The sequence below is a fragment of the Colwellia sp. 1_MG-2023 genome (genome assembly GCF_030546755.1).
Classification (GTDB): Bacteria; Pseudomonadota; Gammaproteobacteria; order Enterobacterales; family Alteromonadaceae; genus Thalassotalea_H.
This window is the reverse complement of the sequence record NZ_JAUOPE010000010.1, coordinates 1-13,884: the sequence shown is the minus strand read 5'-3', so window position 1 is coordinate 13,884 and position 13,884 is coordinate 1. Positions and strand designations below refer to the sequence as shown.

Below are 13,884 nucleotides of genomic sequence, written 5' to 3'. Positions count from 1 at the left end.
ATGACGAAAGTTAATATTTGCTCCATCACTTTATTTTTTTTAGCACTTGTTACTTCACAAGCACTCTTTGCCAAAGGTTCATCTGCTCCTTCCTCAAAAATACTCAATATTGCTGTGTCAGCCAATTTTGCGCCAGCCTTAAAAAAATTATTACCCCAATTTGAGCAACAAACCGGTATCAATACCCAAGTATTTATTGGTTCTACGGGAAATTTATTTCAACAAATACACCACGGCGCTCCTTTTGACATTTTTATTGCTGCAGATAAGCTAAGGCCCTCAAAGCTTGTTAAAGCTAAACTCGCGCTAGGAAACAGTTTAAAAACCTATGCTTTTGGCACTATTTCATTTTGGTCATCGACATGGCAACACGATAACCAGGCTAGCAATAACTCCCTAACTTTTGAAAACTTGTTACAAGACATCCCGCGTAAACGCCTAAGAATTGCCATAGCCAATCCTACTATTGCCCCTTATGGTGTTGCTGCAAAGCAATTATTGGAAGCTACAAAATTGTGGCAGATGGTTGATAAAAAACAATTAATTATGGGCAGCAATATTAATCAAACATTTCAACAAGTCAGAAGTGGTGCCGTGCCGCTAGGCATTGTGGCCGATAGCCAACTCATCTTAAATGACTTAGCAGGTATTAAAATACCACGTCAGTATTATCAAGCCATTGAGCAACAATTAGTTATTTTGTCAGCGAGTAAAAAAGTATCACAAAGCCAATTACTGAGTGACTATTTATTATCAAATGAGGTGCAACAAATCATTGCAACTTTAGGTTATCAAGCTGTCACTCCTTTAATGAATTTAAAGAGAAGTGACAATGACTGAGATCTCTGACGACGGTTTAGCATTAATTACTACCCTTAAAATGGCCGGACTTACCACGTTTTTCTTGATGATAATTGGCACTCCATTAGCGTGGTTTTTGGCTAAAATGAAAAGTAAAAGCAAAGTGTTTATTGAAGCGATCGTGGCACTACCGTTAGTGTTACCCCCAACAGTTTTGGGTTTTTACCTATTAATCGCTTTTTCGCCACAATATCTCCCCGGCCAAATATGGCAAGAGATCACCGGGCAACAATTGGCCTTTAGTTTTAGCGCTTTAGTGATAGGCTCTATTTTTTATTCCCTGCCATTTGTCGTACAACCCTTACAAAAAGCCTTCGAACAACTAGGAAGCGATTACTTAGAAGCCGGTGCCATGTTAAGAGCGGGGCCACTAGATCGATTTTTCACTCTTGTTTTCCCGATGACAAAAGCCAGTTTTATTACCGCGGCAAGTTTAGGTTTTGCCCATACGGTTGGTGAGTTTGGAGTGGTGCTAATGATTGGCGGTAATATTCCTGGGGAAACCCGAGTACTTTCAATCGCCCTATTTGATCATGTTGAAGCGTTTAATTATGCACAAGCGCATACCTTAGCCATCAGTTTAGTGATCGCCTCTTTAGTTTTATTATCGATGATTTATTTACTCAATCATCGACCAATAAAAACAGAGAAAGTGGTAAGTTAAATGAGGGATAAATACTCGCAATGAATAGCTTAACGTTAAACATTGAATCAACCAAAGACCAGTTTTCACTGGTTATCAATCAATGCTTATCATTTTCAGGCATTGTTGGCATATTTGGTCATTCTGGCTCAGGAAAAACCACCTTACTAAGGGCGATTGCAGGGCTTGAACAACAAGTTAAAGGCACTATCGCTTTTAATGAACAGTTATTACTTGATAGTAAAAATAAGCAAGATATTAAAGCGGAAAACCGAAATATTTCCATGGTATTTCAAGAGCCTAGATTATTTCCTCATTTAACTGTAGAAGCTAATTTAGATTTTGCTATTAAACGTTGCCATCACAGTAGTTTAGCTAAAAAAGATATTATTGAATTAACCAATATCAGTGCGTTACTCGGTAAAGAAGTTACGGAATTGTCTGGTGGCGAACAGCAAAAAGTCGCGTTAGCGCGTGCTGTATTATCAGAGCCTAGCTTATTGTTATTAGATGAGCCATTAAGTGCTTTAGACAGACAAAGTAAAAAAGAGTTATTAACGCTTCTTAAAACTGTCCATCAAAAGTTAAAATTACCGATGATTTATGTCAGCCACAGTAGTGAAGAATTACAGCAACTCGCTGAGCAATTAGTGGTCATTGAACGTGGTAAAATCATAGAGTCAGGCGATGTTCACCAGGTTTTTCATCAATTAAATAATACGCAATTAATTAAGCAACAAACTAGCTTATCTGTGAAAGTTGTCGAGGTGAATAACCAACATGGTTTAGTAAAATTAGCCTTTGCTGAACAACATATTTTTATGGCGATAAATCACTTAACTGAGGCAGATAAACTAGCGTTAGCTCAATTTAATTCCTTACGTTGTTATATCTTTGCCAGTGATATTAGTATTACCACAATTGAACCAACGAGTAGTTCAATTGTGAATCAATTGTATGGAATAATCACAAAAATATCTCAAGTACAATCGCAAGTACTGTTGACATTAACGTGTCATCAGCAAACATTTTTTGCCAGTATTTCAACTTATTCGCTCGATAAACTATCGTTAAGCATTAATCAAGCTGTCTACATTCAGTTTAAGGCAAGTGCAGTGCGAACATTAACAATTTAGTTTAATTTAACGTTTATTTATTTTATTTTTTAGCCAACGAGAACAACGTGCTTACATCAAACGAACAACTTAGGTACAGCAGACAAACTATGCTTAAACATATTGGCGAAAATGGCCAATTAAAATTGCGTAATGCTAGTGTCCTTATTGTAGGAATGGGCGGTTTAGGAAACCCTGTTGCTATGTATTTAAATGCTGCTGGCGTCGGCAGAATAATGATTGCTGATGGCGATAATATTGAGATCACCAACTTACAACGTCAGGTGTTATTCGGCGAGTCAGATCTCACGCAAAACAAAGCCGATTGTGCCGCTGAAAAACTGAATAAAAACAATAGCGATACACAAATTGAAGTTATCGACGAAATGCTTGATGAAGAACTGGGGCAATTTTATATCCCACAAGTTGATGTGGTTGTCGACTGTAGCGATAATATTGAGACACGTTATTTAGTCAATTCACTTTGTGTTGATCATAAAAAACCATTTGTAGTAGGTGCTGCGACAGGCTTCGATGGCCAACAACTTGTTGTAGATCCGAGAAAAGATAATGCAGCTTGCTATCAATGTTTTTTTCCTATCTCTGAAAAAGCCCCGGCGAATAACTGCCAAACGGTTGGTATTTTAGGGCCGGTTTTAGCAATTATTGCTGGATTACAAGCTTTACAAACCATTAAGCTATTAACTGGCATTGATGTTAAATATAATCAATTAAACGTATATGATGGCTTTTACAATCAATGGCAACAATTCAATATTTCAAAACAAGTCGATTGCCCTATTTGCCAAAATAATTAATGCTAAAAGTACTCGTAGCCATAGTTATTTCTGCTAAATATCAAAAAAATATAGGCATAAAAAAGCCCTCAACATTGAGGGCTCTATACTGTTTTTAACGTGATTAATTAGCGTAATTTAAAATTTATGCCTATTTAAATAATCCAGAATTTCGGTCAGTAACGGCTTCTCGCCATCCGCCTAACCATTCAGATCTTGCATCAGTATTTTGATAAGGACAATTTTCTTTATTTTTACCTGAAAGGCCTGCTTGATAACCATTTGAATGTGCTCTACCTAAACGATCTCTTTTCTGTCTTCTCATATACGAGTCTCCATAACCAGATGATAAGTATAGTTTTTCTTGTGCTTTATTTGTCAGCAATAAATAACAACTGACACTTTATTTAAGAACATTTATTTTTTTAAAGCAAGTCTCAAATGATCATAAAAGTGTCAACTTTTTGAAATTTTCAGCTGTTAGTACTCGGCTAATTTTTACACAATAAAGAAGTGTTTGAAAAACAGATTGTTAATAACAATGAAATAGATCTAAAGATAATAAAAAGAATTTTTATATGAGAAATTCATTTAACGATATTTGAAAATATACATCATTAACTTTCTAATAACGGCTCTAACATTTTTTCTAAACCATTTAATTTTACTTCATAAATAAGTGCCAATTGCTCACCTAATTTCCCTTCTGGAAAACCTTTATTATGAAACCACACTAAATAAGGCTCAGGTAATTGCAGTAGTTTTCGCCCGGCATATTTGCCAAAAGGCATCACTTGATTTATTGCGCGAATAAGCGCCTGTTGATCTGAAAGCATAGGTTCCTAACTATTTATTACATTCATGTTTACTTTGTACAGCTTGATAATATTTTGCACTATACGCTAAGGGTTTACTCGCCGTAGCTTAACTTATTTTAACGGAGTTTCTGACATAAATTTGTCATAACTTGCTCTTATAATTTCAGCATTATTTAGAAACTAACGCGTTAAAAATAGGGACATTCAATGTCAATAGTACGTAAAAGAAGTGCGGCAAATAAAGCTTATATTCCATCAAATAACCGAGATAATCAGTATATACTGGCAGAATTTCAATTGTCTGATGATTTGTTAACTCAAGTGTATCCCGACTTTTCTGAAAATAACAAACAAGCTTACTTTCAATTTTATCAAAATTTATCACAATTACTGTTTACCTTAAGTAATGATTTTAACGTAAAAAGTAGTGTGTTTGTTGCCAATGATAAATTAGTAAGAGTACGTTATAGCCAAGAGATGCATCAGTGGCAAACTAGCCAACAAATTTTGTTTTATTATGATCCGCAAGTACATGAATTACAAAATTCTTTTTTCGATGCCAATGTTAAAGCTAAAAAAATAACCTTATTGTTTTTGGCCTCAGGTAGTGACATTCGCATTAATGCCGCTGAATTCCATCAAAAAGTAGCCAAACTGCTCAGATGTTATTGCCAACAATTATCTTTAAAAGAAAATGATATAAGGGTGAGAGATCATCAACATATCACGTACGATATCTTTGCTAAAAACAAAGGCTGTACAAGTTCGGTTGCTCATAAACTTCGCAGTATCGAACAGCGTTATCAAAGCCAATCGGTTACTTTACCTGAAAAAAATTCGGCTATTACTTACGCAATCATCAACTTAACGATAAATAACCGTTTGTTAAATATGGTTGACATAGATCCAAGCTCAAATGATCCTTACAACCCGTTATACACTTTTCTCACCGATACTTTTTCAATGGTCGCCAAAAGATTTAATTTAAATAATGGCGCTTTAATAGCAAATGGTTTGGTACCAATAGTTCGTTATAGCCTTCATGAAATCGTTTCTCGGGTCGGTGAATTACAAATGTTAGGTTACAACCCTGAACAAAGTCCATGCGGATTAGTGAGTAAATGGCAAGCAGATCAATTGGTTGATAATGTACAGTTTATTTTTGTTGCCACTAAGCTTGACGGCACAGACAATCGCTTTGGACGTTTTATTAATCAAATAGAACAAGCGATGCGATTACTGGCAACTGAGCTAGAAATGCAAGCTGACAAAGAAGAACTTATGATTCGGTTTCATCAGCATGTAGCATATAACCTGTAATCTAACATTTCGGTGTAATAAATAAAGATTGCACCGAGTGTTAGCTCATGCCGTAACCTCCTCTCATTCGTTAAAATTAACATAGACCTTGCAATGACAATTGATTATATTGCCCTTTCTTTTATAGGATTGCTTCGCTGAAATAATGAGGCATGTAACTAAATAGGCTTGGGTAATGAATTTAGAAGAAATAACCTTAGGTGGTGGCTGTTTTTGGTGTATTGAAAATATTTTTGCAAGAGTCAAAGGTATCACAAAGGCAGTGAGCGGTTATGCCAATGGCGATATTGAAAATCCAACCTATGAACAAGTTTGTTCGGGTAACACTAACCATGCTGAGGTCGTTAAAATCAGCTTTGATCCTACTTTAGTTTCCTTAGATACCGTATTAGATGTATTTTTTGCCATACATGATCCAACGACTCTGAATCGTCAAGGCAATGATATTGGTACTCAATATCGTTCAATTATTGTCGTTGAAAATGACCAACAGCAAGATGCCGCCTTAAAGAAGATTAAACAATTAACTGACGCGAACGCGTTTGCTGATGACATTGTAACCTTGGTAGAACATAAAAAGAATTACTATGCCGCTGAAGACTATCATCAAGACTATTACAACAACAATGCTGATAACCAGTATTGTCAGCTTGTTGTTGCTAAAAAAATACAGAAATTTTTAAATAACTTTTCACACTTATTAAAAGATTAAAAATTAAAAAAGCTCAGAAGAGTTTTATTCATTTTTATTTAGTTTTTATTTTCTCTAGACAAAATAAAAGTGCTTAAGCATATCGCCTAAGCACTTTTTTAATATTCTCACTACACGATTACTGAGCTAATAAATTAAAACGTATAGTTAATACTTACCGATAAATTACGGTCCGTTTCAGTGAATTTATTTAATTCAATACCTTCTTCTGCACCGGCAATGTTGTAGTGTTGAACATATTCTTTATCAAAAAAGTTGGCAATACGCAGGTTAACTTTGAAGTTTTCACCCAAGTTATAATATCCAATAACATCAAGCGCACCAAAACCCGCGGTTTGATGTTCGCCATCGTTTACCTTATTCATTGAACTAGCCCAACGCAATACGCTGTCAATTCCCCAATTTTCATCATCATAAGCGATACCAGCAGTACCTGATACCGGACTGATACTGGCAATATAATTATCAGTATCATCATTTTTCCCGTTCATATATGCAGCGTTGCCGTATAAACTCCAGTTATCACCAATATAATAAGTTACTCCTAACTCAGCACCTTCAATAGTGACACTTTCAATATTTTCATATTGAAAAACTTGTACAGGACCAAAAACTCCTACCTCAGTATCAATTAAAGCGGTATTAATAAAATCATCATATTTGTTATGGAAAATTGCTGATGTAAAAGCAAAATTTCCAACATGGCCGCGTAATCCAATTTCATATGAATCACTCGTTTCTGGGTCTAAATGATCTGTTGGCACCACTCTATAACCAGCCATGACATTATTATGATCAATATAAGCAAGGTCATAAGGAGGTACTTTAAAGCCTTGGGCAAATTGACCATAAGCAGAAAGTCTTGGGTTAAATTTATACACTGCGCCTAAACTTGGTGAAAGCTGATGTTCATCAATGGCTTCAAACTGTGTTGCTCCTTCATCGTTTGAGTTTTTTGGTTCCATATCGTAATAATCAAAACGTAAGCCTGGGGTAACAGTAAGTTTTCCTAACTCAATGACATTATTAATAAAAACACCAGCACGTAAAGTATCGTTTTCCGGGAATTTACTACTATGAAGATCTCTATCTACTTCACCATTTCTCAAACGATATTCATGTACTGTTCGTAAACTGTTCGTTGATTCAACATCGATACCAAAACCAAAAGTATGATTTACACCATCAATAACAATTTTTTTAGATGCGTTCGATAAAAAACCAATAGTTTCTTGTTCATAACGCGAATACTGAGCAATATTTCGATAAGAATCAGGTCCATAAGGAGAGTCTTTTACTTCAACTTCAAAATACTCTTCATCATCTTGTAAGGTATTTGAATGATATAATGCGACATTAAGGGTGTCGTACCAAAAATTTGTTTTTTCACTGTGGTATGACACTTTAAACGAGGTATTTTCTTGTTCCGCTTTAGTATACTCATTTAACACGCTATATCCTGGTAGCGTTCGAAAGTTATTGGCATAAATAGCATAAGGGCTATCAACATCTTGCTTCCATAAGTCAGCCGTAAATTTGAATTGATCGTTTGCTGAAATATTATAAACGCCTTTATAAAAGATATCGTACGAGTCAACATCAACGGGATTTAAATCATCATTAAAATTTTTCGTTTCATTACCTTTACGATAAGTTGCAGACAATAATTGCTCAAAATCCCCTGTCGAATGTGCTCCGGTAAAACCAATGAATTGTTGGCTACTAGCACCGGCATAACCTAAATTTAAATCTAAATAAGTATCTTCGCCTTGTAGCAAGTCTTTCGGGTCTTTTGTAGTGAAGATAACAACACCACCAATAGCGTCTGATCCATATAAACTTGAAGCTGCACTTTTTGACACTTCAACTTGCTTTAAAATTCCGGTTTCAACAAAACCTCTGCCGACAACATCATTTTGACCATTTGCACCGTAACCTTCATTCATACGCATGCCATCTTTGATCATTAAAACACGATCGCCCCCCATACCTCGAACGACAATATTTTGCGCTTCGCCACTACCACCAACAACAGTAACGCCAGGCTCATATTTGAATAAATCTCTCATATCAGTCACAACTTGTTTCTGCATATCTTCATTTGTCATCACTGAAATACTACCGGCAACATCTCCTAAGTTTTGTTCTGATTTATTACCAGAAACAACAATAGTTTCAACATCGGTATTCGTTTTTTTTACCACATCATCGTTAGCAAGTACTGTCGCACTACCACCAGTAGTAGCAATCAAAACAGCTATTGCAGATAGTGTTGGAGAAAAGTTTTTCATATTTACAACTCTTATTTATTTCACATTAGGTATAGGGGTTTACTCATTTAGCGAAAGACAATTAAAATGACTAAATCTAAATGAGAACTATTCTTGATGTAGGAATATTACCTTAACATCTAATAAAAAACAATATTGCAAATAACAATTATTCGCATTATTATTGCGGTTAATTTTATAAATGTACAAAATTCAATTCATAATTTGGAGTAAAAATAATGAATATCGCCGCTCTTGAGCAAAGCATGTATGACTTATCAGATCTGCTTTTAAGCCCTGTTCTTTTAATGATTATCTTTGTTGTTTGCTATGCTGTATTTGCGATAGGGAAATTTGCAGGTTGGTATGTTCAACGTAAGAAAAATAAGCTGGTTTACACGCAACACTCAAATGGTTTACCTAAAAAATCGATCAAAGGTTACCCCGTACATAATTATTTAGTCGCTCATCCAACCGCCTCTTTTGAAGAACTCGAAGTTTACGCATTAAAATTACTTGAGAATCTTCGTCTTGTGACACGACTAGCGCCGATGCTTGGTTTAATTGCCACCATGATCCCAATGGGACCGGCACTAAAATCACTTGCTGATGGTAATGTTCAAGGTATCAGTGAAAACTTAGTAGTCGCCTTTGCCGCGGTTATTTGGGGATTATTAGCCGCATCACTAACATTTTGGCCTGCAACGGTACAAAAACGTTGGTTGGCCGCCGAGCTAACAACAATTGACAAAAATCGTAAAGCTCTGTCAAAACTTGAGCAAGAAAGTGGCATACAGGAAGCAGCATAATGCGATTTTTAGATGAAGATGAAGAATTAAATCCAATATTATCTGCGGTTAATTTGGTCGACGTATTTTTGGTGGTAATTGCAGCATTGTTAATTTCTATCGCGCAAAATCCACTTAACCCAATGAGTAGTGATGACGTTACTGTGATCAAAAATGAGGGTAAAGAAAACATGGAAGTGATCGTGAAAAAAGGAAAAGAAATCACTCATTACAAATCATCAGGCAATATTGGTGGTGGCCAAGGTTTACGTGCAGGAACAGCCTATAAAATGGACGATGGTTCGATGATTTATGTTCCAGAAGGTAAAGATAATGAAAAAGGCGCGAAACAATGAAAGCAGTAACCTCTTTATTTAGTATTTTTAGCTCAATATTCTTGAGCCTTGTTTTATTGACTCCCGTAACTTTTGCAAATGATGATGCGTTACAAGAAACGATCACAGAATTAGCGGCGAGTAAAAAACCGGTAGTTATTTTAATGCAATCGAGCCATTCAAGCGCCAGCAAAACTCGATTAATCAAAGAAGTCGCTAAAAACAAAGCATTTAATTTTTATGTGCCTACCACCAAAGGACTTTCTACTGAAAAACTGGCATTAATATGGCAACAAGCTGATTTGGTTTTATTGGATGGTATTAACCCTGCCCTGTCAAAGTTTATGTTTCATAAACACCAAGCATTATTAAGCCAATTTCCAGAGATTAAAACATTAGCGATTGGCGACAGTGATGATTCTCCAATGAATCATGGTATTGAAAACGACATACGTAAGTTAGCCATTACTTACTACCTTAACGGTGGCCGTCAAAACTATAGTTACTTTATGGATTATGTTTCATCCTCAATACTTAAATTAACCAATGAACAAGTTCCTCCGGTATTTGAAGTCCCAGAAGTAGGTTTATATCACCCTAGCTACCCAAGCTTATTAACTAATAATGAACAAGCATTTTTTGAACATTTAGATAATTCGGTTGCCAATGACGTGCCAAATGCACCAACAGTAGCAATAGCTATGTATCGTAACTTAGTGGATTATGAACAACGCCAAGTAATAGACGACCTTATTGCACGTTTTGCCGCAAAAGGAAGTAAAGCATTCGGTTTTTATTTTGAGAACGAAGACGCACCACTCAATTACGTCGACTTATTATTAGATGAACAAAACCAACCTCGCGCTCAAGTTGCAATTAATTACCGCTCATTGCACTACGTTGAAAAAAGAAAAGCTGAGTTTACTAAGTTAGGTATACCTGTCATTCATGCCTTAAATTATTTAGATGGTAATGCTCAAGCATTTGAAAAGGATCATAGTGGTGTTTCGGCCAATATGACACCATTCTTTTTAGTAATGCCAGAAAGCAGTGGTAGCATTGATCCTGTCATTATTACCGCAAAAGAAAATAACGACCGAGTCATTTTAACCGATCAAGTTTCTGCTCTTGTCGACCGGGCATTTAATCACGGCAAACTAGCAAAAATTAGCAACCATGATAAAAAAATAGCAACCTTTATCTGGAATTACCCTCCAGGTGAGAAAAACATTGGTGCTGCTTTTTTAGACGTACCAAATTCATTAGTGCAAATATCGAATGAACTAAAAAATCAAGGTTACAAAATCACACCACAAGCTGATCAGTTTTTTATTGAAGGAGCCGGTGCTTTATTACGACCTTTTTATCGAAGCGAAGACGTAGAAACGCTAGTGAGTAAAGGTTTAGCTGATTATTTACCGCTTAACACCTATTTAAATTGGTTTAATCAACTACCTGAAAGTGCACGAAAGCCTATTATCGATCGTTGGGGCAAACCAGAAAACAACGGTTTAGTGAGAGAGCATAACGGCGAGAAAAAAATGGTGATTCCTCGCATGCAAGTAGGCAATATGATTGTTCTACCACAAGGTATGCGAAGTGATAATGCCGAAGAACATGCCTCGCTTTACCACAGCACTAAAACCCCGATAAATCATGCTTATTTAGCGTTTTATTTATATGCTCGAGAAACCTTTGGTGCTGATGCTTTCATTCATTTGGGTACCCATGGTTCGCAAGAGTGGTTAACAGGTAAAGAACGTGGATTATCTGTATTTGATGCCCCAAATCTTGCTGTTGGTAATATACCTGTTTTTTACCCATATATAATTGATAATGTTGGCGAAGCAATGCAAGCCAAACGTCGTGGTCGCGCAACCATGATCAGTCACTTAACACCTGGTTTTGCCAAAGCAGGTTTATATCGTGAAATCTCTGAACTAAATGAATTAATAAACAATTATTTTTTACTCGATGAAGGTTCAACGCAAGCTGAAACATTAAAGCGTATTATCAGTATTTCTACTGACATGAATATTCTTGCAGATCTTGAGTTAGCACTAAGTGATAATTCACCGACACTTTCAGGGGATTTAGCAAGAATGCAAGATTATCTTGTTGAAATGTCGCAAATGAGCCAACCGCTTGGGGTACATATTTTCGGTTTAACGCCAAAAGAAAATCACATTCTTTCAACTATGTTACAAATGTTAGGTGATGATTTTGTTCAAGCCGCAGGAGCATTTGAACAAACTCTTGGCTGGACAGTACCAGAGAGTGAAAGTTTCGATGAACAAGGCGTGACACATCTTTACGCATTAAAAGGTTTTCAATTGTTAAAACGCACAATAGTGGATGGCGAAAAAATTACTCTTCCTGATTCACTCACATTAGAGTACCCACTAGCGAAAAAATATTGGGAAAATTTCAACGCTATGGGGGAATTAAGTGCACTAATTGATGCCTTAAACGGAAAATATATTGCACCAGGCAATGGGAATGATCCTATTCGTAATCCAGATGCGATCCCAACAGGCAAGAACCTGATAGGCTTTAATCCAGCAAAAGTACCTTCGCAAGAAGCCTATGTTGCTGGGGTAAAAGTGATGGATCAAACGCTCGCAGATTACTTTGAAAAACATGGTAAATATCCGAAAAAATTAGCATTTTCACTTTGGTCATTAGAAACCATGCGTCATCAAGGAGCATTAGAAGCCCAAATTCTTCATGCCATGGGGGTTAAACCTGTTTGGGACAAGCAAGGACGATTTAAAGAAATAGAAATCATTCCATACAGCGAATTAAAACGTCCGCGTGTTGATGTTGTAGTATCGGCTACAGGCTTATATCGAGATGCTTTCCCTAACGTGATGTTATGGCTTGCTGATGCCATTGATAAAGTCGCAAAATTAAAAGAAGACAATAACTTTGTTTATCGTCATTCACTTGCGTTTAAGCAAGAGTTGCTTGAACAAGGCAAAGATGAAAAAGAAGCGGACTACCTTTCAAGCGTTCGAATATTTTCGAATGAATCAGGAAATTACGGTACAGGTTTAGCTGGGGCTAGCCTAGCTTCTGATACGTGGGACTCTGACAGCAAATTAAGTGAGTTATACGTAAAACGTATGGGGTATTTTTACGGCAAAGACGAGAATCGCTGGAGCGATAAAATAGATGACGTTGACATGTACACTAAAATGTTAAGTGGCACTGAAGCGGTAGTTTTCTCTCGTTCATCCAACTTGTATGCTTTAATGACCAATGACGACCCTTTCCAATATTTTGGTGGTATTGGCCTAGCCGTTCGTAATATTGACGGTAAAACACCTGAAATGTACGTAGCAAATTTACGTCGTAAAGATGCCGTAAAATCAGAGAATATGGATCAATTCCTGAACAAAGAATTACGCAGCCGTTATTTTCATCCTCGATGGATAAAGAAAATGCAAGAAAGCGGTTATGCCGGTTCAACGGCAATATTAGACAGATTAAATAACTTTTGGGGTTGGACTGTCATGACACCAGAATATGTTCGTGATGATCAATGGCAACAATTTTTTGAAGTCTATGTGAACGATGCTTACGATATGGATATGAAAGAATTTTTTGAGCAATCAAACCCTGCTGCATTAGCACAAATGATTGAACGTATGGTTGAAGCTGAGCGTAAAGACTATTGGCAAACTGATGAAGAAACCATGAAAAAAATGATAGAAACTTATCTAGAGCTCGCCAAAAACTATGATTTAACCACGCAGAATGAAAAATTTAATGAGTATGTGAATAACCAAGCTGCCGGTTTTGGTCTGGCACCTTTACCTAGTATTGATATGGCCGCGCAAGAAAATGCACAATCTCAAGCCAATGAGCAAGCTGAATACGTTCAAGGACAACAGCTTGAAGAGCAAAAAACAGACGTTGAAGAAACAGATATTCCTACAGATTATTGGATTATTGCCGGTTTAATCTTATTAATTTTTGGTTATGGCTTCTATCGACGTGATGACGAAGCGCCAAGCTTGTAATGAAAAGCATTACAAGCATTCGTCATACAAACTAGTTTATTAAAGACAATTCTCAATGAATTATTAAGCAAGGAGTTATTACGCAAAAAAAGTTGTGTAATAACTCATTTTTATTTAAGTAATTTGAATTAGTTCAGACAAGATCTGACATTTCGATTTGAAAAATTGAGAGTTACCCGTTTTGATAAAGGTGTCGAATC

The 13,884-nt window shown here is 36.3% G+C and carries 12 protein-coding genes; 9 read left to right on the top strand and 3 right to left on the bottom strand.

From position 1 onward, the window contains the following. The 4 genes from modA to Q4493_RS12175 are packed head-to-tail and all read left to right on the top strand — an operon-like array spanning position 1 to position 3,437. A complete protein-coding gene (gene modA, locus Q4493_RS12190) occupies positions 1-840 on the top strand; it encodes a molybdate ABC transporter substrate-binding protein (protein ID WP_303452968.1) in 840 nt (279 codons plus the stop codon). Beyond that, positions 833-1,525: a molybdate ABC transporter permease subunit gene (modB, locus tag Q4493_RS12185; RefSeq protein WP_303452966.1), complete on the top strand. Its 693-nt coding sequence runs from the start codon at positions 833-835 to the stop codon at positions 1,523-1,525. Before modA ends, modB begins: the two co-directional genes overlap by 8 nt. Before the next feature lie 20 nt (positions 1,526-1,545). Then, complete coding sequence (gene modC / locus Q4493_RS12180) at positions 1,546-2,640, top strand: molybdenum ABC transporter ATP-binding protein (RefSeq protein WP_303452965.1); 1,095 nt, start codon at positions 1,546-1,548, stop codon at positions 2,638-2,640. 47 nt (positions 2,641-2,687) lie between these two features. Then, positions 2,688-3,437: a HesA/MoeB/ThiF family protein gene (locus Q4493_RS12175; RefSeq protein WP_303452963.1), complete on the top strand. Its 750-nt coding sequence runs from the start codon at positions 2,688-2,690 to the stop codon at positions 3,435-3,437. A gap of 130 nt (positions 3,438-3,567) precedes the next feature. On the opposite strand, the gene rmf is transcribed toward Q4493_RS12175, so the two are convergent. Further along, on the bottom strand, positions 3,568-3,741 hold the full coding sequence (gene rmf / locus Q4493_RS12170; RefSeq protein WP_303452961.1) for a ribosome modulation factor: 174 nt from the start codon (positions 3,739-3,741) through the stop codon (positions 3,568-3,570). Between the two features lie 292 nt (positions 3,742-4,033). After that, positions 4,034-4,252 (bottom strand): DUF3820 family protein, encoded by a 219-nt coding sequence (locus Q4493_RS12165; RefSeq protein ID WP_303452959.1) that lies wholly within the window; start codon positions 4,250-4,252, stop codon positions 4,034-4,036. A gap of 189 nt (positions 4,253-4,441) precedes the next feature. On the opposite strand from Q4493_RS12165, the gene Q4493_RS12160 reads away from it, so the two are divergent. Together Q4493_RS12160 and msrA are read left to right on the top strand one after the other, a co-directional pair. Next, on the top strand, positions 4,442-5,554 hold the full coding sequence (locus tag Q4493_RS12160; RefSeq protein ID WP_303452957.1) for a DUF3083 family protein: 1,113 nt from the start codon (positions 4,442-4,444) through the stop codon (positions 5,552-5,554). 175 nt (positions 5,555-5,729) lie between these two features. After that, positions 5,730-6,266, top strand: coding sequence for a peptide-methionine (S)-S-oxide reductase MsrA (gene msrA, locus Q4493_RS12155; RefSeq protein WP_303452955.1), 537 nt, complete (start codon positions 5,730-5,732; stop codon positions 6,264-6,266). Between the two features lie 134 nt (positions 6,267-6,400). Here the strand turns inward: msrA and Q4493_RS12150 are convergent, their stop codons facing one another. Continuing rightward, the gene (locus tag Q4493_RS12150) at positions 6,401-8,557 is read right to left on the bottom strand and encodes a TonB-dependent hemoglobin/transferrin/lactoferrin family receptor (RefSeq protein WP_303452953.1); all 2,157 of its coding nucleotides are present in this window, start codon (positions 8,555-8,557) and stop codon (positions 6,401-6,403) included. 218 nt (positions 8,558-8,775) lie between these two features. Here Q4493_RS12150 and Q4493_RS12145 point away from each other — a divergent pair, with 218 nt between their 5' ends. Genes Q4493_RS12145 through cobN form a run of 3 tightly spaced genes read left to right on the top strand, consistent with a single transcriptional unit; the run spans position 8,776 to position 13,684 of the window. Beyond that, positions 8,776-9,345: a MotA/TolQ/ExbB proton channel family protein gene (locus Q4493_RS12145; RefSeq protein WP_303452951.1), complete on the top strand. Its 570-nt coding sequence runs from the start codon at positions 8,776-8,778 to the stop codon at positions 9,343-9,345. Next, on the top strand, positions 9,345-9,680 hold the full coding sequence (locus Q4493_RS12140; RefSeq protein WP_303452949.1) for a DUF2149 domain-containing protein: 336 nt from the start codon (positions 9,345-9,347) through the stop codon (positions 9,678-9,680). The genes Q4493_RS12145 and Q4493_RS12140 overlap by 1 nt, the downstream gene beginning before the upstream one ends. Beyond that, complete coding sequence (cobN, locus tag Q4493_RS12135; RefSeq protein WP_303452947.1) at positions 9,677-13,684, top strand: cobaltochelatase subunit CobN; 4,008 nt, start codon at positions 9,677-9,679, stop codon at positions 13,682-13,684. Before Q4493_RS12140 ends, cobN begins: the two co-directional genes overlap by 4 nt. Positions 13,685-13,884 lie beyond the last annotated feature (200 nt).

Coding starts and splice junctions, on each gene's coding strand:
- modA (WP_303452968.1), top strand. CDS start 1: ATGACGAAAGTTAATATTTGCTCCATCACTTTATTTTTTTTAGCACTT.
- modB (WP_303452966.1), top strand. CDS start 833: ATGACTGAGATCTCTGACGACGGTTTAGCATTAATTACTACCCTTAAA.
- modC (WP_303452965.1), top strand. CDS start 1,546: ATGAATAGCTTAACGTTAAACATTGAATCAACCAAAGACCAGTTTTCA.
- rmf (WP_303452961.1), bottom strand. CDS start 3,741: ATGAGAAGACAGAAAAGAGATCGTTTAGGTAGAGCACATTCAAATGGT.
- Q4493_RS12165 (WP_303452959.1), bottom strand. CDS start 4,252: ATGCTTTCAGATCAACAGGCGCTTATTCGCGCAATAAATCAAGTGATG.
- Q4493_RS12160 (WP_303452957.1), top strand. CDS start 4,442: ATGTCAATAGTACGTAAAAGAAGTGCGGCAAATAAAGCTTATATTCCA.
- msrA (WP_303452955.1), top strand. CDS start 5,730: ATGAATTTAGAAGAAATAACCTTAGGTGGTGGCTGTTTTTGGTGTATT.
- Q4493_RS12150 (WP_303452953.1), bottom strand. CDS start 8,557: ATGAAAAACTTTTCTCCAACACTATCTGCAATAGCTGTTTTGATTGCT.
- Q4493_RS12145 (WP_303452951.1), top strand. CDS start 8,776: ATGAATATCGCCGCTCTTGAGCAAAGCATGTATGACTTATCAGATCTG.
- Q4493_RS12140 (WP_303452949.1), top strand. CDS start 9,345: ATGCGATTTTTAGATGAAGATGAAGAATTAAATCCAATATTATCTGCG.
- cobN (WP_303452947.1), top strand. CDS start 9,677: ATGAAAGCAGTAACCTCTTTATTTAGTATTTTTAGCTCAATATTCTTG.